Source organism: Haladaptatus sp. SPP-AMP-3 (assembly GCF_049568665.1).
GTDB lineage: Archaea > Halobacteriota > Halobacteria > Halobacteriales > Haladaptataceae > Haladaptatus > Haladaptatus paucihalophilus.
Window position 1 is genome coordinate 1 of record NZ_CP145900.1, and the last position, 23,450, is coordinate 23,450.

At 54.1% G+C, this 23,450-nt stretch carries 27 protein-coding genes; 14 read left to right on the forward strand and 13 right to left on the reverse strand.

The window, feature by feature from the left end; all coding sequences use genetic code 11:
- Positions 1 to 131 precede the first annotated feature (131 nt).
- Positions 132 to 296: a hypothetical protein gene (locus V5735_RS18875; protein ID WP_423746588.1), complete on the reverse strand. Its 165-nt coding sequence runs from the start codon at positions 294 to 296 to the stop codon at positions 132 to 134.
- A gap of 487 nt (positions 297 to 783) precedes the next feature.
- On the opposite strand from V5735_RS18875, the gene V5735_RS18880 reads away from it, so the two are divergent.
- Positions 784 to 1,539 (forward strand): glucose 1-dehydrogenase, encoded by a 756-nt coding sequence (locus V5735_RS18880; RefSeq protein ID WP_423746714.1) that lies wholly within the window; start codon positions 784 to 786, stop codon positions 1,537 to 1,539.
- A gap of 103 nt (positions 1,540 to 1,642) precedes the next feature.
- On the opposite strand, the gene V5735_RS18885 is transcribed toward V5735_RS18880, so the two are convergent.
- Positions 1,643 to 2,392, reverse strand: coding sequence for an SDR family NAD(P)-dependent oxidoreductase (locus V5735_RS18885; protein WP_423746589.1), 750 nt, complete (start codon positions 2,390 to 2,392; stop codon positions 1,643 to 1,645).
- Positions 2,393 to 2,610: 218 nt separating this feature from the next.
- Between V5735_RS18885 and V5735_RS18890 the strand changes: the two genes are divergently transcribed.
- Positions 2,611 to 3,696, forward strand: a complete 1,086-nt coding sequence (locus V5735_RS18890; protein ID WP_423746590.1) for a phytoene/squalene synthase family protein — start codon at positions 2,611 to 2,613, stop codon at positions 3,694 to 3,696.
- Positions 3,697 to 3,784: 88 nt separating this feature from the next.
- On the opposite strand, the gene V5735_RS18895 is transcribed toward V5735_RS18890, so the two are convergent.
- Positions 3,785 to 4,393: a TetR/AcrR family transcriptional regulator gene (locus tag V5735_RS18895; protein WP_423746591.1), complete on the reverse strand. Its 609-nt coding sequence runs from the start codon at positions 4,391 to 4,393 to the stop codon at positions 3,785 to 3,787.
- A 193-nt stretch (positions 4,394 to 4,586) separates the two neighbouring features.
- Here V5735_RS18895 and V5735_RS18900 point away from each other — a divergent pair, with 193 nt between their 5' ends.
- The 4 genes from V5735_RS18900 to V5735_RS18915 all read left to right on the forward strand — a co-directional run bounded on the left by V5735_RS18900 (position 4,587) and on the right by V5735_RS18915 (position 8,827).
- Positions 4,587 to 5,033, forward strand: a complete 447-nt coding sequence (locus V5735_RS18900; RefSeq protein ID WP_423746592.1) for a DUF7575 domain-containing protein — start codon at positions 4,587 to 4,589, stop codon at positions 5,031 to 5,033.
- Positions 5,034 to 6,043: 1,010 nt separating this feature from the next.
- The gene (locus V5735_RS18905) at positions 6,044 to 7,102 is read left to right on the forward strand and encodes a PAS domain-containing protein (protein WP_423746593.1); all 1,059 of its coding nucleotides are present in this window, start codon (positions 6,044 to 6,046) and stop codon (positions 7,100 to 7,102) included.
- Positions 6,985 to 8,310 carry a bacterio-opsin activator domain-containing protein gene (locus tag V5735_RS18910; RefSeq protein WP_423746594.1) on the forward strand — a complete coding sequence of 442 codons (1,326 nt, stop codon included), beginning with the start codon at positions 6,985 to 6,987 and terminating at the stop codon, positions 8,308 to 8,310. The genes V5735_RS18905 and V5735_RS18910 overlap by 118 nt, the downstream gene beginning before the upstream one ends.
- Positions 8,311 to 8,467: 157 nt before the next feature.
- Positions 8,468 to 8,827: an ArsR family transcriptional regulator gene (locus V5735_RS18915; protein ID WP_423746595.1), complete on the forward strand. Its 360-nt coding sequence runs from the start codon at positions 8,468 to 8,470 to the stop codon at positions 8,825 to 8,827.
- 440 nt (positions 8,828 to 9,267) lie between these two features.
- Here V5735_RS18915 and V5735_RS18920 read toward each other — a convergent pair whose 3' ends face one another.
- Entirely contained in the window at positions 9,268 to 9,522 is a 255-nt protein-coding gene (locus V5735_RS18920; protein WP_423746596.1) for a hypothetical protein, read from the reverse strand.
- 170 nt (positions 9,523 to 9,692) lie between these two features.
- On the opposite strand from V5735_RS18920, the gene V5735_RS18925 reads away from it, so the two are divergent.
- The 7 genes from V5735_RS18925 to V5735_RS18955 all read left to right on the forward strand — a co-directional run bounded on the left by V5735_RS18925 (position 9,693) and on the right by V5735_RS18955 (position 15,486).
- Positions 9,693 to 9,980, forward strand: a complete 288-nt coding sequence (locus V5735_RS18925; protein WP_423746597.1) for an AbrB/MazE/SpoVT family DNA-binding domain-containing protein — start codon at positions 9,693 to 9,695, stop codon at positions 9,978 to 9,980.
- A gap of 3 nt (positions 9,981 to 9,983) precedes the next feature.
- Positions 9,984 to 10,388, forward strand: a complete 405-nt coding sequence (locus V5735_RS18930; protein WP_423746598.1) for a PIN domain-containing protein — start codon at positions 9,984 to 9,986, stop codon at positions 10,386 to 10,388.
- 230 nt (positions 10,389 to 10,618) lie between these two features.
- On the forward strand, positions 10,619 to 11,194 hold the full coding sequence (locus tag V5735_RS18935; RefSeq protein WP_423746599.1) for a DNA polymerase domain-containing protein: 576 nt from the start codon (positions 10,619 to 10,621) through the stop codon (positions 11,192 to 11,194).
- 347 nt (positions 11,195 to 11,541) lie between these two features.
- Positions 11,542 to 12,669: a DUF1214 domain-containing protein gene (locus tag V5735_RS18940; protein ID WP_423746600.1), complete on the forward strand. Its 1,128-nt coding sequence runs from the start codon at positions 11,542 to 11,544 to the stop codon at positions 12,667 to 12,669.
- Positions 12,670 to 13,461: 792 nt separating this feature from the next.
- Positions 13,462 to 13,812, forward strand: a complete 351-nt coding sequence (locus V5735_RS18945) for a DUF488 domain-containing protein (RefSeq protein ID WP_423746601.1) — start codon at positions 13,462 to 13,464, stop codon at positions 13,810 to 13,812.
- A 148-nt stretch (positions 13,813 to 13,960) separates the two neighbouring features.
- Positions 13,961 to 15,139: a hypothetical protein gene (locus tag V5735_RS18950; RefSeq protein WP_423746602.1), complete on the forward strand. Its 1,179-nt coding sequence runs from the start codon at positions 13,961 to 13,963 to the stop codon at positions 15,137 to 15,139.
- 41 nt (positions 15,140 to 15,180) lie between these two features.
- Positions 15,181 to 15,486 carry a cupin domain-containing protein gene (locus V5735_RS18955; RefSeq protein WP_423746603.1) on the forward strand — a complete coding sequence of 102 codons (306 nt, stop codon included), beginning with the start codon at positions 15,181 to 15,183 and terminating at the stop codon, positions 15,484 to 15,486.
- 243 nt (positions 15,487 to 15,729) lie between these two features.
- Here V5735_RS18955 and V5735_RS18960 read toward each other — a convergent pair whose 3' ends face one another.
- Entirely contained in the window at positions 15,730 to 17,037 is a 1,308-nt protein-coding gene (locus V5735_RS18960; protein WP_423746604.1) for an MFS transporter, read from the reverse strand.
- A gap of 199 nt (positions 17,038 to 17,236) precedes the next feature.
- Between V5735_RS18960 and V5735_RS18965 the strand changes: the two genes are divergently transcribed.
- Complete coding sequence (locus V5735_RS18965; protein WP_423746605.1) at positions 17,237 to 17,803, forward strand: flavodoxin domain-containing protein; 567 nt, start codon at positions 17,237 to 17,239, stop codon at positions 17,801 to 17,803.
- A 130-nt stretch (positions 17,804 to 17,933) separates the two neighbouring features.
- Here the strand turns inward: V5735_RS18965 and V5735_RS18970 are convergent, their stop codons facing one another.
- From V5735_RS18970 to V5735_RS19005, 8 genes are all read right to left on the reverse strand, one after another.
- Positions 17,934 to 18,593: a dihydrofolate reductase family protein gene (locus tag V5735_RS18970; protein WP_423746606.1), complete on the reverse strand. Its 660-nt coding sequence runs from the start codon at positions 18,591 to 18,593 to the stop codon at positions 17,934 to 17,936.
- A gap of 384 nt (positions 18,594 to 18,977) precedes the next feature.
- Positions 18,978 to 19,328 (reverse strand): hypothetical protein, encoded by a 351-nt coding sequence (locus tag V5735_RS18975; protein ID WP_423746607.1) that lies wholly within the window; start codon positions 19,326 to 19,328, stop codon positions 18,978 to 18,980.
- A gap of 108 nt (positions 19,329 to 19,436) precedes the next feature.
- Positions 19,437 to 19,823, reverse strand: a complete 387-nt coding sequence (locus V5735_RS18980; RefSeq protein ID WP_423746608.1) for a hypothetical protein — start codon at positions 19,821 to 19,823, stop codon at positions 19,437 to 19,439.
- Positions 19,824 to 20,437: 614 nt separating this feature from the next.
- Positions 20,438 to 20,869: a type VII toxin-antitoxin system HepT family RNase toxin gene (hepT, locus tag V5735_RS18985; RefSeq protein ID WP_423746715.1), complete on the reverse strand. Its 432-nt coding sequence runs from the start codon at positions 20,867 to 20,869 to the stop codon at positions 20,438 to 20,440.
- Positions 20,870 to 21,304, reverse strand: a complete 435-nt coding sequence (mntA, locus tag V5735_RS18990; protein WP_423746609.1) for a type VII toxin-antitoxin system MntA family adenylyltransferase antitoxin — start codon at positions 21,302 to 21,304, stop codon at positions 20,870 to 20,872.
- A 194-nt stretch (positions 21,305 to 21,498) separates the two neighbouring features.
- Positions 21,499 to 22,053: a dihydrofolate reductase family protein gene (locus tag V5735_RS18995; protein ID WP_423746610.1), complete on the reverse strand. Its 555-nt coding sequence runs from the start codon at positions 22,051 to 22,053 to the stop codon at positions 21,499 to 21,501.
- Positions 22,054 to 22,122: 69 nt separating this feature from the next.
- Positions 22,123 to 22,650 carry a hypothetical protein gene (locus V5735_RS19000; protein WP_423746611.1) on the reverse strand — a complete coding sequence of 176 codons (528 nt, stop codon included), beginning with the start codon at positions 22,648 to 22,650 and terminating at the stop codon, positions 22,123 to 22,125.
- Positions 22,651 to 22,661: 11 nt separating this feature from the next.
- Positions 22,662 to 23,246 carry a DUF7437 domain-containing protein gene (locus V5735_RS19005; protein WP_423746612.1) on the reverse strand — a complete coding sequence of 195 codons (585 nt, stop codon included), beginning with the start codon at positions 23,244 to 23,246 and terminating at the stop codon, positions 22,662 to 22,664.
- Between the last annotated feature and the right edge of the window lie 204 nt (positions 23,247 to 23,450).

Here is a 23,450-nt window from a genome sequence, read left to right on the forward strand (position 1 = left end):
AGCACGTTGCGGAACATCTTATCGCGATTTTTTACGTTCCGGAGGATGATCCCAATCGAGTGGCTGGCAATCCAGATGTCTTCGGTTTCAGTGTCTTCCGGTGACTCTACATCTCGCAATTTGATGGCCGATTACTGGTCTTGCTGTGCTTCGAGTTCGTCTATTCGCTCGTCTTTCTCGGCGGCTTCTTCTTCGAGGTCGTCAACACGGTCGGTGAGCGATTGAACGTGCTTGGCGAGGTCGCTGATCGAGACAATCTCAGTACTGGACGCACCGGACGTGGTAGTGTCACTCATCGGCACTCACTTCCACTGTAGCCGCAGCATCGTCTCTTGGCGTGGAGAGTCGCGGCAAGTGGCCAATGGTAATGAGTGACTCGATACAATGGGTAGCCATGTCAGTGGCGGTGTGAGTGTACTCAGGAAAAGTTATAGAGGAATTGGGCTGACTGATATAGTGGGAAATGGCTTACCGCAGTTCGTTTTGTGCCGTCATGTGATGATCGGTGGAACGGTTAGGATGAACTGTGGTGCGTTCTGTGTTGGTGGGTTCGTCTTCCTGAACGTAAGAACCATCCGCGAAAATACGGCTGTCGTATGTTTGACTTCTTATTCATCTTCGTGTAGCTTTCGTCTCGAGCCTGTCTGGTGGTATATTCCTTTGTAGGCCATTACGACTGGTATGGTTCAACTCTCAAATTTAGCTCTTGTCGTCTCTCCACTTGATCAGCGACTACTCGATAATCGGGTGATTTATATACTGACAAAATGTTCAGCTAGCCTGATGGTAAGTCAACTGAAGAACAAAACCGCAATCGTTACCGGCGCAAGCAGCGGTATCGGACGAGTGTCGGCTAAACGCTTCGCTGAGGAGGGTGCAGACGTAGTGGTCGCTGACGTTGATTCCGATGGCGGACAAACCACGGTCGAACAAATCGAAGCAGCGGGCGGCAACGCAACATTCGTGAACGTCGATGTTACCGACGAAGAGGACATCAAACAGATGGTCGAAACCGCTTGCGATACCTACGGCGGACTCGATATCGCACACAACAACGCTGGAATCGAAGGTGACAATTCCCCGCTCACCGAGCAGACGAAAGCGAACTGGCACCAAGTCCTCGATATCAATCTGACCGGCGTGTGGCTCGCCATGAAATACGAACTTCCGGAACTCGTGAAGGGTGGGGAAGGTGCCATTATCAACACATCGTCGATTGCGGGCCTCTCGGCCGATGGAAGTGCACCGTATGTGGCGAGCAAACATGGCGTCGTTGGCCTTACAAAGACAGCAGCAGTCCAATACGCACAGGAGAATGTCCGTGTCAACGCGGTCTGTCCTGGCGTTGTTAGGACACCAATGGTGGAACGGTCGCTCGAGAAACATCCCGATGCGGTCGAGACGATAACTGGCGACCAACCACTCGGCAGAATGGCAGAGCCCGAAGAAATAGCCAGCACCGTCGCTTGGTTGGCATCCGATGACGCGTCGTTCGTAAATGGCCACGCGCTTCCGGTCGACGGTGGTATGCTCGCGTAACGTTTACTGCCCGAGACAGAAGAGCGATTTACTACATGGGCTTTTACGGAACGGCAGTTAGCTAGATGGCACCGATAATCGCATCAAAAAGTCAGCGAACTAGTTACTGTTGTGTCTCTCCTCCGTCGATAGGTAGCGCTTGTCCGGTAATGAATGACGCCTCATTCGAGCAGAGCCACACGATTGCGCTCGCTACTTCGCCCGGTTCCGCTGGCCGTCCCATCGGGACGTTCGAGGTGACTGCCTCTTGCTCCTCGTCAGTCATCGATCGGAGGGCGGGCGTTTCGACGATAGTTGGGCACACGGCGTTTACTCGGACGCCATCGCTGGCAAATTCGAGCGCAGTCGTGCGAGTTAATCCAATGACGCCGTGTTTGCTTGCACCGTAGGGTGTTCGCCCAGGACTGCCACGGATTCCTGCCATCGAAGCCACGTTGACGATTGCTCCACCACCTGATTCGAGCAGGACTGGAAGTTCGTGTTTCATTCCTGCCCAAACGCCCTTCTGATTGATGTCTATGATTCGGTCCCACTCTGTTTCTTCGATATCTGTTATTGGAGCAGGAGTATTTCCAGTTGCGGCGTTGTTGATCGCATAATCGAGTCGGCCGTACTCCTCGACGGTTGCTTCGACCATCGTGGCAATTGAGGATGGTTGTCCGGTGTCGACCTCGAGAAACGTCGCGGTTCCACCCGTTTCCTCGATTTGCTGTACCGTTTCCCGTCCACTGTCGATATCGATATCTGCGATTACGACGTTCGCGCCTTCATTTGCGAACCGTTTAGCAGTTGCTCGACCGATGCCGGAGCCGGCACCGGTAACGAGAGCTACGGTATCCGAGAGTTCGTACATCCTACCATTATATATTGAATATATGTTCAAATAGTTTCTGGCAACTGTATTTCAAACCCACTAGTAGCCCTCAAAACGAAGATTAACATCAGATCTATATCTATACACTTAAATAATAACTTACTATTCAACTAGTCACGGATGACTACTCAGCCGCCCTCCCGATTCAGGTGTCGTCTTTCGATCGAGTTCGACAGGGACAACCTACATTTCGATCGATGACAGTATCCGAATCTTCCACCTTCCCCGATCACGATTTGTCGTACTGTCATGATGCCGTTCAGGATGTCTCTCGAACATTCGCCCTCACGATTGACCTCCTTGAATCGCCACTCGCAGACCAGATCTGTGTGGGATATCTCCTTTGCCGAATCGCCGATACCATCGAAGACGCGGCCCATATCCCGTCCACAGTGCAAACAACGCTTCTCGGCTCGTACGACGCAGTGTTAGACCCCACTGATCGAACGACCGTACTGGATTTTCAGGCCGTCGTCGAACCGTGGCTTCCGAGGAACACCACTGACGAGATGTACTCAACTGCGGATTGGAGTGTTGTTGCTAACGCACCGATCGTCGTTGCTACTTTCGAAACTTTCGACCGTCGGATACAATCCGCTATGCTGCCGTCCGTCCGCGAGATGATCAGAGGGATGATCACCTTTATCGAACGGTATCGCGACCACGAGGGTCTCAGGATTGGGACTGAAACAGAACTCAAACGGTACTGTCACTATGTCGCCGGTACCGTCGGGACGCTCATCACAAACCTTCTTGTGCACCACGACGTCTCGACGACCCAGGAACGGATTTTGACGACGAATGCGGAACATTTCGGTCGGTTGTTGCAATTCGTGAATATCGCTAAAGACGTCCATGATGACTACATACACGAGAACAATGTCTATCTCCCACAGGCCTGGCTCACCGACGAAGGTGTGCCGCAGGATGCACTTCTTGCGGACGAGAATCGGCAGGCCACTGCTCGCGTTGTTACACGACTGACGCGTTGTGCGAAGTCTTATCAACCACCTACCAGAGCGTACATCGAGGCGATGCCGCTACAAGGTGGAAACACGATCGCTGCATGGGCTGTACCCTATCTCCTCGCAGTCGGTACCCTTCGTGAAATCGAACGAAATCCGATTGATACGCTGACAGACACACCGGTCAAACTCTCGCGGGAAGAAGTCGGTGCGATAGTTGCAACGGTCACCAATCGGGGGCACAAAGCGATTTCCGAACTCCAAAGGACGGTTTCCCAAACGCCGTATCGTCAGGCGATATCCCGGACCGAAGAGTAATCGCGATCGAGTATTTTCTCGGATAATTCCTTTGTACGAGTGGTGGACCGAGAACTGACTACGTTCGTGGCAGGCAATCGGTTCGAAGTTACTTCTCGTTCACCGAAATGCGGTCGATATGTGTCTGTATCGCTTGTCTGAGCGTGTGAATCGACTCGTCTGGATCGTATACGGTAAGTCGGCGTGCTCTCGTTCCGGTCAAAAGGGAGAGCAATAGCTCCGATTCGATGTCGGGATCGACGTCCTCGAATTCACCGGCTTCGACCCCACGGACGAGAATATCCTTAAGTAATTTTTTGAGTTCAGTATCGACATCGAGATATTGGTCTCGGCAGTCTGCATCGTGTGGGGCATTCACCCGCAATTCGAACATTGCGAGCTGGACCCGATACGGCTCCTCGTCGAGTGTCTCAGGGAGGAGGGCATCGATGAGTGTTTCTAGCTCTGTTCGTGGCGATTGCTCGCCCCTGGGAAGGGTAGCTAAGAACTGGTGGAGTACGTACTCGAGAAAATCGACCAATAGCTCGTCTTTTCCATCGTAATGATAGTAGAGCAGTGCCTTACTATTCTTAAACTCGTCAGCGATTCGTTGAATAGTGAGATTACCGTATCCGTGTTTGCTCAAGGCTTTATATGTCGCTTCCATGATTTCCCGTTCCCCGGGACTGAATTCGCGAAGCTTACTCTCGTGGTCCATCGATTCAGTCGTTTGGCTCCAACGGAAGTGTCCCTTTCGGATTATCCACCGTTTGTGGCTTGCTGTGTCCCTGTTATCAGTCTCATGAGTCGGTCTGAATAACTAACCGGCTGTTCACCGGTATTCTCTCACGGTTCCGAGTTAGTGCGTCGTCATCGGAACCGTTATGGGATTCTGAACAAAAATTCAATATATGAATACAACGACCCGCAAACGTCCGTGGTTCGCGGCATTGCTTTCTTCTTTGGTCGTGGGGCTCGGTCATTTTTACCTCCGCCGTTGGAAGCGCGCGCTCGCTTGGATCACGATTCTTGCAGGTGTCGTCCTTCTTAGCGATCCGCATGCGGTGACGACCTATCGCAACCTCAGCGACCCTCACGTCCTTACTCCACAAATTGATGGCACCGACAACCTCTGGGGTACAGTCCCCATCTTCGTGATATCCTTCCTCGCCGCTGTGGACGCTTACACAATCGCTTACGTCCAGAATCAGGAACTGGCTACTCCGGTCGAAACTGATGACCGTGATCAGTGTCCGTATTGCGGTCACGATATCGATCCTTCGCTCGAATTTTGTCACTGGTGCACCACTGAGCTCGAACAGATGAATGATACGGACGGAAGGGAAAATCGCCGGTGACTTGCCACCGCTACAGAAACTGAGCCATATAGTATTCCTCTTGGTGAATCTCTCGTTTTCTTCGTTAGTTCCTAGCTATACGGTCCTGCTAGAACGTGGCGAGTCCCCCGATCGAACCTTGGTCAGTGTAACACTTTTTCCTTGAAACTACGTCAGTAGTGGAGATATTATGTCTAGCTATATTTTCAGCTGTACAGACGAAATTATTTTCTGTCTCCTGTTCTCTACAGTACCTGAGTGCTCGGCCACTCGGCTTTGACCAGTACACTGGTTGATATCATATCGTAGGACACCGAGTTGCCTTGCGCTCTCGAAAAAGGAAGCTGGGACTGATAACTCTCCACGCTTCTCTTTCGCTCCTTCTTTGCCTAGCTAAGCGTCCGTTCCCATCGTCGGAAATGGGTCTCTAACGACACCAGCCTATTTCGTTCAGACAGCGGTACGCAACACCAGTCTTAGTGCTTCGGCTATCTGGGTACAAGAGTGTCGAAGTAGTTCTCTCACGACTCATCTTTAGTTCGTGCAGCAGCGAGTGTTGTCACCACTTGGGTGGCGTGAGAAACGCATTGAGCAGCTCCTTTCGAGTCATAGCGAAATCAGCCTCACATCGTTTTTCTAAAGAAAATGCAGAGAGAGTTCCACGGGTCACCCGACCCGTGGTACTTCACCGATAACACGTTTAGAGGAGGGATTTGGTACATACTTGTACCTCCATAGAAACAAAAATCACATCCTGTTGAAAACTTTAATCAGTGATGTGCTTCTGTGGTCGTGCTGAATATAGGGCGCGTATCTTGCACGGCGTCGTGTTCGCACCGGTAGAGTGGCGGATACTGGTAGTTGAGTAGATGCGTTGACCGTTCAGCACTGTGTTACCCATCAAGAGCTAAGGGCTGAATGTCGTTGCTGTACGATCTCGGTGGACAATGGTCTCTCGGCACGTGCATTGTGACGTTTGAACTCGTTTCCATCAACAGAATTCTTTTGTCTCCATGGGACTTCCTGAGTGTATGACTTCTTCCGCTATCTCACCAGCCAGGGTGCTGGAGGTTGTCGACACGCTCGAGCCTCCCGGTACGCCATTGACGACTCCGGAAGTTGCCGCTGAGTTCGACTGTACCGACCGGACGGTCTACAACAAACTAGAGGCGCTCGTCGCGGACGGGCCACTCAAGACGAAGAAGGTCGGCGCGCGCGGACGTGTGTGGTGGCGACCCGTCAGTAATGAAACGGAAGGGATTAGGAACTCGAATGGGCCGCGAGAACAAGTTCGCTCTCACCCCGTATTCGACTCCGAGATGGTCGGCGTCATCGTCTGGGGAAGCGACTTCACCATCAGGGACGCGAATGACGCTTTCCTAAAAATGGCCGGCATGGAATATGAAGAGGCGCTGGGCACATCGTGGCGCGACCTCACTCCCGAGGAGTTCTACCTGGATTCAGAACGCCACATTGAGCAAGTCGAGGAGACCGGTAGCGGCGTCCCCTACGAGAAGCAGTACTACCACAGCGACGGTTCATGCTGGTGGGGACTGTTCGAATCGCGATTGCTGAACGACAGCGAGAAGGTGGAGTTTGTCATCGACATCACCGACCGCAAGGAGAGTGAAGTAGCGCTCGAACGGCTCAACGACGCGTCGCGGAAGCTAATCGACACCAATACGGAGACCATCGCTGACCGCGTTGCCTCGCTCGCACTCGCGATACTCGATGTCGAGTACGCCGCACTCTGGCGGTACGACGATCAGAGGGGGACCTCGAAGAACACGCTGCCGACGCGGCCGGGGACGGAGACGCTGACGCGTTCTGTGTCCCGTCCGAGGTTTCCGACTGGGTCTGGCAGACATTCATCGGCACCGACGTCCACGTGGAGAACGATATCGACGGCCAGATGGGCGAGTCGTTGCCGTTGCGAAGCTGCGCGTTCGTTCCGCTGGGCCGACACGGCGTTGTGTCGTTCGGCTCGACGCAAGTCGACACCTTCGACGAGCGCACGGTCGAGATCGCAGAGACAATTGCCGCGACCGTCGAAACAGCGTGGAATCGGGCCCAAGGCGAACAACAGTTGAGCGAGCGCAACGAGGAACTTGAACGTCTTGACAGGCTGAACGCGCTCATTCGAGGTGTCCACCAGCACCTGGTGGACGCCGACAGTCGCGAGACCATCGAACAGGCCGTCGTGGGGCAACTCGCCGACTCTGCCCTTTACGAGTTCGCGTGGATTGGTACGCGTGACCCGGGAACGGGCACCGTCACACCCCGGGAGTGGGCCGGCGTCGACGACGGCTACCTCGACATGCTTTCGATTTCGACGGAGAGAACGGGTCCCAACGAGGATCCTATCGCCGCCGCCATACGAACGACCGACCTACAGGTTGTCGCGGACGTCGCCATCGACCCACGCACCGCCCCATGGCGCGAGGCCACGCTCGATCGCGGGGCGCGATCGTGTATTGCTATCCCGCTCCGATACAACAGATCGAGATACGGCGTGCTGGCGGTGTACACCTCTAGTCCTCAATCCGACGAGCGCGATCACGCCGTGCTCAAAGAGCTGGGAGAGACGATCGCTCACGCCATCGACGCCGTCGAGACCAAGCGGACGCTACTGTCTGATAGCGTCACCGAACTCATGTTCGAAATCCACGACGGGGACGACGTACTCACCGCGCTCGCCCGGGCGTCCGACTGCGAGATCACGTTCGACGGCCTCGTGCCCCAGCACGACGGCGCGGCCCGCCTGTTCTTCGCGACGGAGGACGTGAACGCCAAGGAGGTACTGGACGAGGCCCGACGCTTGCCGAGCATCGCTGAGGTAACGCTACTCCGTGAGACGGAGACCGAGAGCGTCTTCGAGGCGACGGTCACTGAATCAACAGTCGCGTCACACGTCATCGAGAATGGCGGCCTCGTCCGCTCGCTCACCGTCACCGCCGAGACGACTACCGTCGTCATCGACCAGCCCGCTGGTACGACCGTTCGGAAGTTCGTCGAGACGATACAGAGTGTGTATCCGAGTGCTGACCTCGTGGCTCGGCACTCGCACGACCGCCCGATCAGGACACGCGAGGATATGCGAGCGATCCTCTCGGAGCGACTCACGGCCCGGCAACGCGAAATCCTCGAAACAGCGTACCGGAGTGGGTACTTCGAGTCTCCGCGCGTCCAAACTGGCAGGGACCTCTCGGAAGCGCTCGATATCACACAGTCGACGTTTTCCCACCACCTCCGAGAGGGCGAGCGGCGGCTCTGTGAGCTGGTATTCGACTCGGCTTAACTATCTAGTTCGGCTATGAACAGGCCTGGAAACGCCGTTCCAATACTTTTAGTGACCGGCATCACTCAGGTGTCTTCTAGATAATACCCATCGAGTTACGACGCGACCGAAAAGGTTCGAATACACGCTTTCCCTCCCGTCGCTTCAATGGGCACCCATGGTTCACCGAAGCGGGGGATTCGTGAACGCTGAACGCCTCTCGTCAGAACTCTCACTGGACGACGTACTGGACGTGCTCGCGAACAGGTATCGACGTCGGCTCCTTTTTGCCTTGATTGACCAGAATGACCAGGACGACGATACACAGGGTCCCGGCGACGTCACTATCGAGGACGAGGAATTAAATCTCCCTAAGATCCAGATGATTCACACCCACTTACCGAAGCTCGAGGACATGGGGTTGATCGAATGGAACCGGGACAGCAATGAGGTGAAAAAAGGTCCCAAGTTTGAGGACATCCGGCCGCTGCTTGAGTCGATGAGCGACCATGATGACCTCCCCGACGACTGGTTCTGAGTCCTGTCACCGAGTTCGACTGGGACGTCGGATCGTGCTGCCACGTGGCTGCATCTGTGCCAGATCGACCCGCCAGTTCAGACATACCGAACAGGGAGAGGTGATGTCGCCGTCTGTACTGAATTCATTCCCTTCGTCTAGTACACCATTCCTCAACGATGATTGGACGGTGTCTTCCAACTGCTGACTGGTTACTTTGGAACACGTCGGCACGTTCTCACGCCGGTCGTTCTCGACTGTCGGTAGTGGGAGTCGTCGATTACAACGTTATAATAGAGGGGGATCGCGAACGCGATCCACTCACTTTCGCAGAAAATGACGCACTCCACCGTAACCAACCGATTACTACCACCATGTTTCACCGGCAACGCGGTGTGAATTTCGTGTGGTGGTTTGGTTCGAGAGGGTGTTCGACGAACCTCGTGATTACAACGCTATAATCAGAGTCCTCCGTTCTCTATTTCTGCGTTTGCTTCGTGGGCGCGCATCCACCCCGCCAGATTAGGATGGGCAAACGTGATCTCGATATGATAGCCACCGACACCCATGGCGTCGTCCACACACAGCGTCCGTGACTCTTTGTAGGTCACGCTGGGCACACGTTCGGCCATCTCTTCCATCACTCGGTATCCGTCGTTTTTGTATGCACAGCCATAGTGAGTCGCGACTTCCCGATATCCGAGTCGTGCAACCATCACGTCCTTCGTCTTGGCGACGTTCTTCGCGTGCTTGAGGACGTCAAAGTATTTGCCCTCGACTTGCTGGCTCTCAGCGCGTTTCTCGCGTTGACCTTGACTAGATGTGTATATGGGTACTTGCCACGGCTGTGGGAACAGAGTTATACATACCCACCTACAATCTAATAATGGGTATGTCCGAAATAGCTACTGATGAACGGGGTCGTATCACGATCCCGAAAAAAACACGCGAACGATTTGGCGAGCATTATCGCCTCGTCGAACTAGAGAACGGGATCAAACTCATTCCGATTGATGATGACCCAGTTGAAGGCCTTCGAGACGCTGTCGGGGATGCGTTTGCTGACAAAGACGCCGCCGAGCTGAAAGAAGCGGCTCGAACGTCTGCGACTCAACAGATCAACGAGCGGAATAGCGATCGTAGCAAGACAGAACACGAACAGAGTGAGGAATAGCTTGTGTACGTTGAGACCGATTTTCTCACCGCCTTGGTGAAAGACGACGACTGGCTGCAAGACTCGGCACTGGATGCCCTCAAAGAGTACGATGACATCCACACCTCCATTCTTTCGTACGCCGAGGTTCTGGTCCTCTTCTATGACCACATTGAGGCAGAGTATGAGATCGATGCGCCGCGAGCTATTACGAACTTGCTCGAACTCGTTCCTATCGTCCCAGAAATTCACGAAGATGCGATTCTCGCAGCTGCAACGTATATCGACGAGTATCATATGACGCCATTCGATGCTCTCCACGCTGGTCTCGTCGCGACGAAGGGCGAGCAGATACTTTCAACCGAACTAGATTATGATACTGTTGGTCTTGGTCGGGTACCGCTTGCTCCATCAGAAGTGGATGACTGATTCTACGGTTGGTTCTCGATTGATCGGTTGTTAGTATTAGATACTAACGCAGACGATCTATTGGAGACGAAAGCAGTGCTCGAGGAGAACGGGTGGCGGATTGTACATGGCATCGTCGATAGCGTGTGGGTGACGCCGATCGCAGGCGAGGAACAGATGTCGCTGTCTGCGCTTGTATCAGAGATTTCTGAAGAGGTGAAGATTCGGCTCGAACACGAAGCCCACTACGATTGGATTTCGTTCCGTTGCGTGATTTGGATGCTGGTGCCTTGACGAAGTACTTCGGGAAGGTCGCTGGCGAAGACGAGTACAAGTATCGAGGGATCGAGTGTCGTCAACGGAGTACGCCGTCGTATATCGACGAGGCACAGAAAGCGTTGATTCGAGCAGTGGATGCGTATCGTGATCCAGAGGCAGCTTGTGAGGAATTGCGGTCGTGGATCGATCGGCTTGAGCGGGGAGCGGTTGATCTGTGTGAGTTGGTGATCACGAATCGCGTTTCGAAAAAGCGGGAGGATTACACGCAATCGACGCGGAGTGTGGCGGCATTAGAGCGAGCGGCTGAGTTGGGGTTGACGCGTGCCCCTGGTCAGAGCGTGTCGTACGTGGTGGTGGACGATAACAAGCAGTCGCGAGAGCGGGTGCAGTTGGCAAGTGAGGAGTTGAGTGAGTACGATGTTGGGTTTTATCGGGAGCTGTTGATTCGTGCAGCCGCGAGTGTGGTATCGCCGCTTGGGTGGCGTGAGCAACGCATTGAGCAATTCTTCGCGAGTTATGTCGAAATTAGCCTCAAATCGTATCTCTAACGACCACAGGGTAGAGGCTGGATCAGTTGCACACCTTTACTTCTAACGAACCACAAATTACGGCTTCGCTGAAGATTTTCAATCGATAACCGATTTCGGCGGTCGTGCTGATTGCAGAACACGAATCAAGCCAGCCACGAGCGTACACAGGAGATGGGTAGGTTGTTCAGTACACAGAAAACAGGTTTCATATTAATACTGAATAGATTGTCAACTAGTTCTCACCGCTATTCTGTCTGAAATTTATGTTATTTTAGAGACAGTAATTTGTAGGAGTCCGTCGTATGGAGTGCGAGTCGGGTGGGCAGTGCTGTGGGCATCACGCGAGAGAACGAGAGACACCAACCATGAGCAACGAGACACACGACACGCCGGCTGACGCAGAATCGAATTCTAACCCGCTGCAGGCGACCCGCCGCACCGCGCTTCAAGGGGCAGGGCTCGCCGGGTTACTGGCGATGGGCGTCGGCAGCGCCAATGCTAGCCAAGACATTCCGTTCGCGAATGCCCAGCAGACGACAGACAATGACGAGTCAGTCCCAGTCACGTGGGAGAATTTCCCGCGCGCACAGTTGCATAGCGAGATGGAAAGTCAGGCCGAAAATGGTGCATTCGGCGAATTCTATCATTATCGAACGCTCTTACCCCTCGATGAGCAGATCGAAGCCCTGCCCAACCGAGACACCCTTTACTCGTTTGGGTTCTTCGACCTGACCGAACCAGTTACCATCACCAAACCGGATACTGGTGATCGCTACCAGTCGATGGTTGTCCTCAATGAAGATCAGTACGAAAAGATGTTCGAATACGAGCCTGGCAAGTACACTTTGACCCAGGATGCAATCGGGACGCGGTACGCCAGTGTTCTAGTCCGCACGTTCGTCGACCCGAACGATCCGGACGACGTAGCGACCGCCCATCAATTACAGGACGAACTCGCAGTGAGCCAAGACGCATCGATCACAACCTTCGAAATTCCCAACTGGGACCGCCAATCACGTAAAGAACTCTTTGACGCGCTCGTCACAGTCGGGAAAACGATGGACAACTTCGATGGCGCCTACGGCGACGTCGGTGAGGTCAACCCCGTGAAGTTCTTGCTCGCGAGCGTGTCAACGTTCGGGTTTCCAGAATCTGAAACGACCTTCCTTTCGAGGGTTCCTGACCAGAACGACGGCGAAACGCCACACACACTTACTGTCCAGGGCGTCCCTGTCGACGGATTCTGGTCGGTCACCGTCTATAACAGCGACTGGTATCTTGAGGAGAACAAATACGACGCGTACTCGGTCAACAATGTGACCGCAGAGCGGAACGACAACGGGAGTGTCACGGTGCACTTCGGTGGCAACCCCGACCAACCTAACTTCCTCTACACGCCAGAAAACTGGAACTACCTGGTTCGGCTCTACCAACCACGCAAGCCGATTCTCAATGGGAACTATCAGTTCCCCAAAGCCCAGCCGGTTGGATGAGGGACATAGGCGGATAGCAGCTGTGATTACTATTGGGGATTGGCTTGTTGCACTGTCGACTTGTTTTTCGTCTCATACTGGCGGTCGTGCTGAGCTCATCCTGTTTGCTTCGTGGGCTCGTCTCCACTGCCAAATTAGAATGAGCAAACTTGATCTCGATGTGATGGACAGCGACATCCATGGTGTCGTCCTCGGACAGCATCTCTAACTCCTTATAGCTCACACCAATCACATGCGCGGCTATCTCTTCCATCACCCGATAGCCCCCGTTTGTGTACGCACAGCCATAGTGAGTTGCAACCTCTCGGTAGCCTAACCCGTGCAATCATCATATCGTTCGTCTTGGCGACGTTCTTCGCGTGCTCAAGCACATCGAGATACTTGTCTTCGACGTGCTGACTCTCGGCACATTTCCCGCGGAAGTTGACGAGCTCAGTATACTGTTCTGAGTGTTGACTGTCTCGAAGAGCTGGCGGCCTGCAGTGGCTGCTCAATTGGAATTCGACTGCAGCAGTTGAATCCCACGTTCAACGATCGCATCGGTAGTGAAGAGACTCGTCTCCGTTTGAAGAGCCCGCATAAGCGACGTCGCTTCATCGCTGGATACTACATTCCGATGGTACGCAAGTGCAATCACGCCAATCGAACCCGAACTGTGTCAATTCGGGGCGTCCACATCTGCGATTGTGTGGGTTTTTGTTAGTGTCGTGTTACACCAATTAAGGGCATGGAATCGATATGAAAAAGGCGAATCCTATACAAGGATTCTCGTCTAGACAGTCACATATCGAGATGTCAGTCCGTACAAAGCGAATTTACGAACCTGCCGAGTCAGCGGACGGGACGCGCATATTGGTCGACCGCCTTTGGCCACGCGGTGTCTCAAAAGAAGATGCGGCTTTAGATCGTTGGATCAAAGGTATTGGCCCTTCCGACGAATTACGTCGGTGGTTCGATCATGATCCCGAGCGATGGGATGAATTCAATACCCGATACAAGGATGAATTAGCTCACCAGCAAGATGTCATCGATGAATTGCGTGAATTAGCGGAGGACGAGACTGTAACGCTGCTCTACGCTGCGAAAGATGTAGATCACAATAACGCAATTGTCCTAAAAGAAGTCCTCGAAGCAGGTCGATAATACCATCAGATGCGATGATGAAAATGAAGATCCTGTCCACCGATCATCAAGCAGACACCGGCCACACAGAACGCCAGGGAAAACGTTCTCAACGAAGACATCAACCTGCCCAGTTTGTACCTGAACGAAAAATTAGGAGCGCATATCGATGACAGCCACGACAGTTTCCCGATGGGCACGCCGATACGTCATTGTGAGTGCTCTATTCCTCGCTTTCTGGCAGAGTACCGCACTCATTGGCCTTCCACAACAGACAGAGGTTCTGCTTGGCATCTATGGATTCGTCCTGCACATGATTTTCGGGAAGGCGTATTCGCTGATCCCGTCGTATTTCAATCGGCAGCTAACGCCTGATCCCGCACCGATGATACAGTTTCCGCTCACTGTGGTCGGGACGAGTTGTCTCATTGGTGCGTCACTCACGGACGGCCCCGACTGGGTTGGAGCTGTCGGGGCAATTTTGTGGGGCGTCGGTGTCGCTGTGTTCCTCGGTGCGCTTCTGTGGACGATCCGTGATAACCTAACTGGACGAGAAACTGCAACGGGTCAATCAAATGTGGACCGACGACCGATCGATCGACTTGCGAACGGCTTCATTCCGGTCGCGCTTCTGTACTTGTTCGCCGGATCGTACGAAACCGTCGCGATCTATGGTGGTCTTCCGACACTCTTCGATGGGTATTTCCCTCAAGTAGCACACCTGCTCGCCGCGGGAACAGCGGCACTGCTGATATTTGCCCTTGGATTTCGTCTCCTCCCCCGATTTCTGGTTGCATCGCCACCCCGGTCACTCGTCACCGTCGTCTTACCAGCTGGCGCGTTTGGCCCGGTATTGCTTGCAAGTTATTTATATGACGGTCGCTGGTTCCAACTCGGTGCAATCATTGAAACGATTGCGGTCATTAGCTATGCGCTGACATATGGTATTCTGTTCATGCGCTCTGAACGTCGACGCGTCGGATTTTACGGCGTCCTTGCTGGAGCGGGAAGTGGTGTGCTTGGAGTGTTACTTGGAGTTTCATTTGCGTTTGGCCAGCCGACATCGTCCTTGGTGCGTGCGCACTTTCGCCTGAACGTGCTCGGCTTTCTCGGACTCACTATCATTGGTATCGCATATCAATTCTATCCACCCGCTATCGGAACGCTCCGGGGGGCATCTGACCGTACTGCACTTGTTTCGATCGTGACCATTGCTGGTGGTCTGCTGTTTCAAGTGATCGGTTTTATCGGGCAGCTATCATTCATAATCCAGACCGGCGAGTTACTGACATTCATCGGTGCACTAATGTACGCATACCTACTCATTGCCGTGTTTCAGACACGCTAATCGATGCGCGTGAATCATCTCAATCCACCCATCCAAATCCGATGGTACTTATCAAATCGTTACAAGAGCTGGATGGAGAATCGCATGCGCACGCGTTTCCCAATGAAGAACCGAAGACGATCCGATTGACCCTTTCTGAAGGCGAGCATGTCGAGCCACACAGCCACCCGAATCGTGATATCATCCTCTACCTCATCTCCGGCATCCTTGAACTTCGACTCGATGGAGAACCGCACCACATGATCCAGGGCGACGTGGTACACTTCGATGGGGCACGGGACATCTCTCCGGTCGCCAAATCGGATAGTACAGCGTTGCTCGTTCTTGCTTCGAAACTCGATAATTAGCGGGGAATGCATGAACTCTCAATAGACCCAATCTCGGCGGGAATCCGACGCTGATGACGAGACCAGACCACAGGAGCGACGACTTGAGAGAAAACGAGAGCGAGCACGTGCCAACGAACGTCAAGCCAAATCTGAAGCAGATTCTCTATCCGACGCCAAGGCAGTCCGTCTCCATGTTTTCCGGTACGATCCTGGTATCGAGTCCAAACAGAAACCGCGTTTCGATTCCCTTATTGGGTGCTCTTAATTGGGCTCGGGTGCGCGAAGCGCTAAGAGGACACCGATGAACGCGACCCCACCGGCGACGAGGAACGCTGGTCCGTAGCCGGCACGGTCGATAATGGTGCCGGCGGCGATGGGTGCAGCAAACGCGCCCAACAAGCCAACGCTCGTCAGCAACGAAACAGCTGTGGTTCCCACCGCCGGTGGGACGAGTTCGACGATGTACGAAAAGAGTAGTCCAGTAACGAGCTGGATGGCGAAGCCGACGACAACCACCGCACCGCCGATGAGCCAAAGCTGTGAGACAAACGCGAAGGCGACGACGGCGGGTGTGGCGAATACGAACGACGACACGGCAACGGGGCGACGTTCCCCGCCGAAAACTCGGTTGGAGACGACACCGCTGCTTGACCGTCCAATCGCTCCAATCGCCGGGAACATCGCGGTCAGTAGACCGCTCGCCGCTAGCGAGATACCGAATCTGTTGACAAGGTAGCTCGGTAACCACGTGTTGACAAAGAGATACAGCGAGTAGGCGAGAAAGCAGAGCACACAGACAATCCAGACCGCTTGGTTGGTGAACAATTTGCGCAGCGCTGTGCGGTCCGGCGCAGACGCATCAACGCCGGGAACGTGGCGACGGGTCGCAATCAAGAAAATAGTGACACCAACGACACCCATGGCGGCATACAGTGGAAGGATTGCAGGCCAACCGGCAACGGTTGCGATGAGGGGACTGCCGAACTGGCCGAGCGCGAATCCAACGGGTGCGCTTGCGGTAAACACGCCGACTACGGTTGCCCGATGGTGAGGTGCAACGGCGCTTCCGACGACGTTCGCCCCCGCGTTCCAGAAGATGACATACGCGACCCCGCCGAGCACGCGCGAGACGAGCAACCAGAGAAAGGTACCGGCGGTAGCCGCATACCAACCCCAGACACCCGCGACAATGAGTGCGACAGTGCCGAAAATGATCATCCGACGCACCGAAAAGCGGTCGATAGCGATACCAGCGGGGACGCTGGTGACGACCGCAGTCGCGTACATAATGCTGACAAGCCACCCTGCCGTGCTCGCCTTGAGCTTGAGTGATTCTTGAATCACCGGCAAGACGCTCGCGGGGGCGATCTCATAGGCTGCGGCGGCTGTCGAAAGCAAGAAAAAGCCGATGAGCAGACCGAGCGTCTCCCGTTGAGAACCATCTGTGGTTGGTCGATCATTCACAGTCTGTGTACCCGATTCTTGGAGCGCTGTCAAACCCTTTTTGTTTCTTCGTGAAGACAGAAATTCGAAGACCCGGGAGAGACAAAGACTATGAACTTGCGCCATCTGTTCACAACTGAACGTACTGGCGAATTGCTGTTGGGAGCACCATGTGGTGGATAAAGATTGCATCGAGCGAGGTCACATCCTCTCGAATTCCGCTTCTAGAACTCAACTGCTAACGAATATCCCGTTTTCAATCAAAAACAGTTTCCAGTCTCAAAAAGAGAACTCCATTTTTGGTCGATGGAGCCGTATGTGATCTATGGCTGGTATCATCACTATTTTTGGGACTGGTGAGGGACAGACGGCGAAAGTGTCCGAGCAAATCGACGCCGAACTTCGAGCTCGCGGCCACGAGACGACGACGGTGAACGTAAAGGATATCGACCCCGGTCTTGACATCGACGACTTTGACGCTGTACTTGTCGGGGCGTCAATCCACATGGGCAGACAGCAAAAGGCGGTCCGCAAGTTCGTCAAAGCCAACCAGGCCGTACTGGCGAGAAAGCCGAACGGCTTCTTCCAAGTCTCTGGGTCGTCCGGCGAGGGGACCGAGGAGGGTGCAGCGGAGGCAGCGCGGTACGTCGATGAGTTCATCGAGGCCACGAACTGGCACCCGGATAGAATCGGTCTCTTTGGGGGCGCGCTGCGGTTTTCAGAGTACGGGTTCCTGATGCGTGCGCTGGTTAAATTCGTCGCTCGAGTGGAGTCCTCGGAGGAGAATCCCCTAGCCGACGTTGAGTACACCGACTGGGAGGAGGTTGAGGCGTTTGCCAACGAGTTCGCGACGTTCGTCGAAGAACGGTTGGGCGAGATGGCTGAGGATTGAACAGTATTCATTCTGTACAACGGCGGGTTTACATCGGAGATCCCCGAGCAGATAGAGATCCGACTCGAAGACGAAGCGCACTACGACTTGATTACGTTTGTCTCGTTGCGTGATTCGAATGCTAGTACAATCACTCCGCCCCATCATCCAGCGCGAACGAGCCGTAATCGATCTCTCCTGCTCGGTCAAATCGGAGCATCTGAACTCCCGTACTTGACGTCTCGGCAGTCGTCAGCTCAAGGGCTGCTGGAATCGTTCCGTCCGCGAACAACCCCTTTCCGTCTCCCAAGACTAAGGGGAAGATCCAGAGCCAGAACTCGTCGACGAGATCGTGTGCAAGCAATGTCTGGATCAGATCGTGGCTCCCCTGCACTATGATCACGTCCCCACGTTCCTTCTTGAGGTCCTCGACGGCCTCGGCGACATCGCCCGAGAGGAGCGTCGAGTTGTTCCAGTCTACCGCATCGAGGGTTCTGGAGGCGACGTACTTGGGCATACTGTTCAGTTTCTCCGCCGCGGGGTCGTCTTCCGCATCGACATTGGGCCAGTGTGCAGCGAAGATCTCGTACGTTTTTCTGCCGAGCAGCAACGCGTCAGTCTCTGCGAACTGACCATCCATGACCTCGCCCATCTTCTCATCCCAGTAGTTGACCGACCACCCGCCGTGTTCGAAGCCACCGTCACGGTCCTCGTCCGGACCTCCTGGTGCCTGCATCACTCCATCGAGTGTCAAGAATGTTCCCACCACAAGTTTTCCCGTTGCTTCGTCGGTGTCTGTCTCGTTCGCCATAAGCTCCTAAATCGTTGAGTCTAGTAAAGACCGTTCTGGCTCATCAAGTCGATGTCTGTCCGGTGAATCAATCCTCCCTATCTGGCACACCCGTCCTAACAGATGACGGGGGACGATATCCAGATGCTGACTCGTCGGCTCAGGACACGTTGGCACGGTCTCACTCAGGTCGTCCTCGACTGTCGATAGTGGGCGTAGTTGATTTTACCGTTGTAATAGAGGGGGATCGCGAGAGCGACCCCCTCCATTTCGCAGAAATAGACGCACTCCACCGTAATCAACCGACTAGTACCACCATGTGTCACCGGCAGTGCGGTGTGCATCTCGTGTGGTGGCGTCGCCGAAGTGGGGATTCTGCGAACCCCCGTGATTACAACGCTATAATTAGCGCCCTCCGTTTCCTCCCGCGTTCGCTTCGTGGGCTCGCATCCACCCGGCGAGATCAGGATGGGCGAACGTGATCTCGATGTGATGGCCACCGACACCCATAGCGTCGTCTACACACAGCGTCCGTGACTCTTTGTAGGTCACGCTGGGCACGCGCTCGGCCATCTCTTCCATCACCCGATAGCCGTCGTTCTTGTACGCACAGCCGTAATGCGTCGCCACCTCTCGATAGCCCAACCGTGCGACCATCACGTCGTTCGTCTTGGCGACGTTCTTCGCGTGCTCGAGCACATAGAGGTACTTGTCCTCGACCTGCTGACTCTCTGCTCGCTTCTCACGGAAATTCACGAGTTCGGTGTTTTGTTCCGAACGCTGCACAGTCTCGAAGAGTTGGCGGCCTCACAGACGTACCTGCTGCTTGTTCATGCTCTGAAGAACTGTCTGTGTGGAAAGAAATCACTCTATGTCTGTATCATTTGTCTCTGTTAACGGATCAACACGAAACACATAGTCCGCATAGACGCCATCAAGATTCGTGGGACTTTCTTCAGCTGCATGCCTTTGACAAAGACGAGCCTCTGCCTCAACGGCCCCGTGACCCGTTTCTTCTTGGTAGCGTTCAAGAACGACAAATTTCGCTGGCTCGTCGCACCCACGACGGTGACACGTCGGAGGTGAGTCCGAATTTTCTTCTCTCTCGTCTCGAGATTCATCTGCTTCGTTCTGGTCGTCACGTGGTTCTGTTTCGTCCATACGTTCACGGGCTTGTTCAACTTCCCATGCTCGCTGGCGGTTCTCTTCGTCACGAGCTTGCTTGTTTCGGCTCTTTTTGTTGTCCGCCATATCATCTGTAGGTGAACGAAAGGGATAACGCTGTGGCCGGCACTCGGGACTTTTTCACCAGTGATTCTCGTGTTCTCATACGGACATTGTGAAACGGAAATTCGCCTACCGGAGTAGACTACTTCGCCTCTTTGAGATCCTCGAACGGTCACAGAACATCCGGACGGAATCTAGAAGATGAGATTCATTATGTTGGGTGTCTAATTATACCTGGCATGATGCTCCGTCTGCTCCTTTCAGCCATCGGTCTCACCGAACTGCTTTCACCAAACACACTAATCGATCGTGCTGAGCAGCTCGCACTCGAGAATCCCGATGACTGTGAATTGCGGTCGTGGGTTGTTCCCGGTGCGCGGATTGAAGGACTCCTCATCTTAGTTTCCATGTGGCGAAGCGATCGCTCGTATTCTTCATTGAAGCAATTTCTCGGCGTTATTGGACTTCTTGCGCTGGTGTTCCCACGTGCTTATGTTGACTATGGAAGCCAGCTTGCGTACACCGATACCAGCGACTGTCGATGGAAACCGTGGGTCTACGTCGGTACCCGGTTGGTCGGAGTATTGTACGTGATTATCGCTCTCGACGAACTACGGCACGACTAATCTGGATGTTGGTCATGTGCTGCTCTGTTCTTGGAACCACTGTGCCAGCTCCTGTTGAAACCGCTCAAACCACTGGAGGTCGTCTTGAAGGACGTCAAATACGACTTCCTGATCAACGTCACCGTAACGATGGGCGAGGATATTTTGAAACCCAACTGCTTCTTCCATCTTCACCTGTGTCTCACTCGTGATGATCTCTGCCTCACCAAGGGCCTGTATCTCTTGTTTTGCCGTTTCACTTGATGAGAGATCCTCAGTGGCATGGATGTGCTGGGCAAGATCGATACACGCTTGAATAAGATTCATCAGCGTCCGTTCGACTGCCCGCTGTCGAACCATGTCGTTCAGATACTGGTCTCGTGACTGTCCACGCATCTGCCGTAAATCGTCGGTGTACTGGTTGATGTACTGGAGCTTATCGACGAAAATCTCCTCGTCAACTATTTACACGTCACCGCTCGCAAGACGGTTGATGAATTCCTGACGTTCCCGCTTTCGCTCATCAGCGGTTGCATCGTACTCTTGTTCGATTTGCGTTCGGTAGTCGTCTACGGCTGCTTCATCGCCGACGAGGAGTATTCCATCACGGACTGCTGAATGAACGACGTTCAGTGGGAGCTGTTCAATGTCGCTTACGTCCACAAAGCCCTCTGCATATGCTTGGAGGTCAGCATCGATGCGATTTCGTCGTTGAAACCGCTCACGGGCATCAAGCTGGTCTCGAAAGTGGAGCGCAATATCGACATCGGATGTCGGTGTGGCCGTCCCACGTGCATGGGAGCCAAATAGGAGGGCGAACGTGACTTCAGTCTGCGAAAGATATGACTGGAGCCGAGTGACATCAATGCCGTCGATGTCCGTGTCGCTCGTCCGCTTCATGGGCTAGTGTTTGCGAGCGATGACTAATATACTTACGTTGGTTCGATCTCCGTTGAGTGCATGATACAGAACACGGGGAGATGGGTCTCTCCCAAGCAGAAGACGCGAACACTGTTGTCAGAGCCAAATTGCGCTCTCCTGACGGTGACTTCTCGGTCGATCTATCCTGCTGTCTGTTTAGGGGGTCGATTTGGTCATCGGAGGTTGTAGTCGACGAGGACGGAGCCGTCCTCGAAACGACGTGTCGTGTTGAGAGCGAGGTCGACCCGCGTTGCGTCGGGAAGGGCTCGGGTTCCCCCACCGACAATCGTCGGGACCAAGCGCAGTACATACCGGTCCACCAGACCTACGCGGATGGCCTCGGCAGCGAGATCGGGACCACCGATGGACAGGTCGTGGTCGGCTTGGTCTTTCATGGCCTGTACCACCTCGGGGTCGAACGTCTGTTCCAGGCGGGTCCGCGGTTCCGGCACGGTGTCCAGGGTGGTTGAGTAGACGACCTTGTCGGTATCCCGCCACGCCTCGGCGAACTCGCGTTCTACCGCGGAGAGGTCGTTGAGGAGAAAGGTGTCCCACACTCGCATCGTCTCATACATGCGACGGCCAATAAGGGAGGTGCCGACCGATCGTTGGTGGTCGTTGAAGAAGGCATGGGCGTCTTCGGATGGGTCTGACCAGTCGAAGTTGTCGTTCTCGTCGGCGATGTAGCCGTCGAGTGATGCGTTGATGAAGTAGATGAGGTTGGCCATGGTATCTTCTTGATCGTCGCGTCTATTCAATATAGACGACAAAAGGGCCGGAACCTGCAAGCTCCTCGATTATGTGATTTCATCGATCAAATCGAATCCGTTTTTAAATTCAATCTGTCCTTCAAATCCTCGAGCTTCGATTGCTCTCACCACACCTTTGCCCGCATCGGTGTCTGTCGTGACAACGGTGACAGACGCCGCGTTACTGCTATCGAGGAGCTGCATTGCAACGCCTGCAAGTGCCGTGTCTGCCTTCTCGATCTGATCCTCGCTTCGATTTGACGCCTGTGCAATGAACCGCCGAACGCTGTCCATCACCACTGCGACTGCACTATTTGTATAATCGAGTTCGTCAGCGACCGTCACCCACCCGGCGTCGATCGCACTGTTGATCGGTGTCTGACCTGGTGTACTTCGAGTAGGTGCTCCCCCGAGTTCAGCGTATACTCGTTGGGGAACCACGAACGAAATTCCGTTGCGTTGTGCAAACCGCCTGAGTGCGGTGTACTTGTTGTTTTGCTGTCGTCCACATGCGATGAACAATCCCGAATCTGCAACCCAGGCATCACTCTCGATATCCGAGCCAACATCACTCATTCTTTCCTCTCCTACGTCTCTGCGTCTGGTGGGTGGTCGTGTGCGTTTTGGATCCGATCAAAGTAGGGGTCGTGCGGTTGCATCTCAAGAATGACTTCCCTCAGTGCGTGAAGCACAGCGATCGCGAACGCAACCTGCAGATCAAGCTCTCGAGCAGCAATTCGCTCGGTCATTTCTCCATCAACGTATGGGACTGCGTACGTGAGTGCAGCAGCAAGCTTCCCAAGTCCATACCGCTCGAGTAGGAGGTCGAGGTCTTGATCCTGCGGAATCCGGCCGACTGCTTCGATGAGAGTGGGTGTGATCGTATATTCAGCTCCATCAAGATCTGCGGTCAGCGTAATCGGTGTCGCCGTGTAAGTGTGTGTTTTCTGTGCTTCATCACGAGATAGGACACCTAACTCTACGAGTGTCGCTGTATCCGAATAGGCGGTCGTTCGGGGCGTCTCTAATCCATCGACGATTTCGTCGATCGTCACCGCTTCATTTCGCAGGGTATAGGTATAGAGACGAGCCAGCCGTGGTTCGGATAGCAGCTGAGCAACCGAGAGGAAACCATCGATGACGCGTTCGGGATTGCCTTCGGCTTTTGCCATACAATTCATAATTCATGTGTTGTGTAATAAGACTTGCGTCGGTAATTGACCTATTCTCGTCTTGCTCCTCGAAGGATAGATTACAACATTGTAATAGAGGGGGACCGCGAGAGCGACCCCCTCCGTTTCGCAGAAATAGACGTACTCCACCGTACCCAACCGACTACTACCACCATGTGTCACCGGCAAAGCGGTGTGTATCTC

Coding starts and splice junctions, on each gene's coding strand:
- V5735_RS18875 (WP_423746588.1), bottom strand. CDS start 296: ATGAGTGACACTACCACGTCCGGTGCGTCCAGTACTGAGATTGTCTCG.
- V5735_RS18880 (WP_423746714.1), top strand. CDS start 784: ATGGTAAGTCAACTGAAGAACAAAACCGCAATCGTTACCGGCGCAAGC.
- V5735_RS18885 (WP_423746589.1), bottom strand. CDS start 2,392: ATGTACGAACTCTCGGATACCGTAGCTCTCGTTACCGGTGCCGGCTCC.
- V5735_RS18890 (WP_423746590.1), top strand. CDS start 2,611: ATGACAGTATCCGAATCTTCCACCTTCCCCGATCACGATTTGTCGTAC.
- V5735_RS18895 (WP_423746591.1), bottom strand. CDS start 4,393: ATGGACCACGAGAGTAAGCTTCGCGAATTCAGTCCCGGGGAACGGGAA.
- V5735_RS18900 (WP_423746592.1), top strand. CDS start 4,587: ATGAATACAACGACCCGCAAACGTCCGTGGTTCGCGGCATTGCTTTCT.
- V5735_RS18905 (WP_423746593.1), top strand. CDS start 6,044: ATGACTTCTTCCGCTATCTCACCAGCCAGGGTGCTGGAGGTTGTCGAC.
- V5735_RS18915 (WP_423746595.1), top strand. CDS start 8,468: ATGGTTCACCGAAGCGGGGGATTCGTGAACGCTGAACGCCTCTCGTCA.
- V5735_RS18920 (WP_423746596.1), bottom strand. CDS start 9,522: ATGGTTGCACGACTCGGATATCGGGAAGTCGCGACTCACTATGGCTGT.
- V5735_RS18925 (WP_423746597.1), top strand. CDS start 9,693: ATGGGTATGTCCGAAATAGCTACTGATGAACGGGGTCGTATCACGATC.
- V5735_RS18940 (WP_423746600.1), top strand. CDS start 11,542: ATGAGCAACGAGACACACGACACGCCGGCTGACGCAGAATCGAATTCT.
- V5735_RS18945 (WP_423746601.1), top strand. CDS start 13,462: ATGTCAGTCCGTACAAAGCGAATTTACGAACCTGCCGAGTCAGCGGAC.
- V5735_RS18950 (WP_423746602.1), top strand. CDS start 13,961: ATGACAGCCACGACAGTTTCCCGATGGGCACGCCGATACGTCATTGTG.
- V5735_RS18955 (WP_423746603.1), top strand. CDS start 15,181: ATGGTACTTATCAAATCGTTACAAGAGCTGGATGGAGAATCGCATGCG.
- V5735_RS18960 (WP_423746604.1), bottom strand. CDS start 17,037: ATGGCGCAAGTTCATAGTCTTTGTCTCTCCCGGGTCTTCGAATTTCTG.
- V5735_RS18965 (WP_423746605.1), top strand. CDS start 17,237: ATGGCTGGTATCATCACTATTTTTGGGACTGGTGAGGGACAGACGGCG.
- V5735_RS18970 (WP_423746606.1), bottom strand. CDS start 18,593: ATGGCGAACGAGACAGACACCGACGAAGCAACGGGAAAACTTGTGGTG.
- V5735_RS18980 (WP_423746608.1), bottom strand. CDS start 19,823: ATGGCGGACAACAAAAAGAGCCGAAACAAGCAAGCTCGTGACGAAGAG.
- mntA (WP_423746609.1), bottom strand. CDS start 21,304: ATGAAGCGGACGAGCGACACGGACATCGACGGCATTGATGTCACTCGG.
- V5735_RS18995 (WP_423746610.1), bottom strand. CDS start 22,053: ATGGCCAACCTCATCTACTTCATCAACGCATCACTCGACGGCTACATC.
- V5735_RS19000 (WP_423746611.1), bottom strand. CDS start 22,650: ATGAGTGATGTTGGCTCGGATATCGAGAGTGATGCCTGGGTTGCAGAT.
- V5735_RS19005 (WP_423746612.1), bottom strand. CDS start 23,246: ATGGCAAAAGCCGAAGGCAATCCCGAACGCGTCATCGATGGTTTCCTC.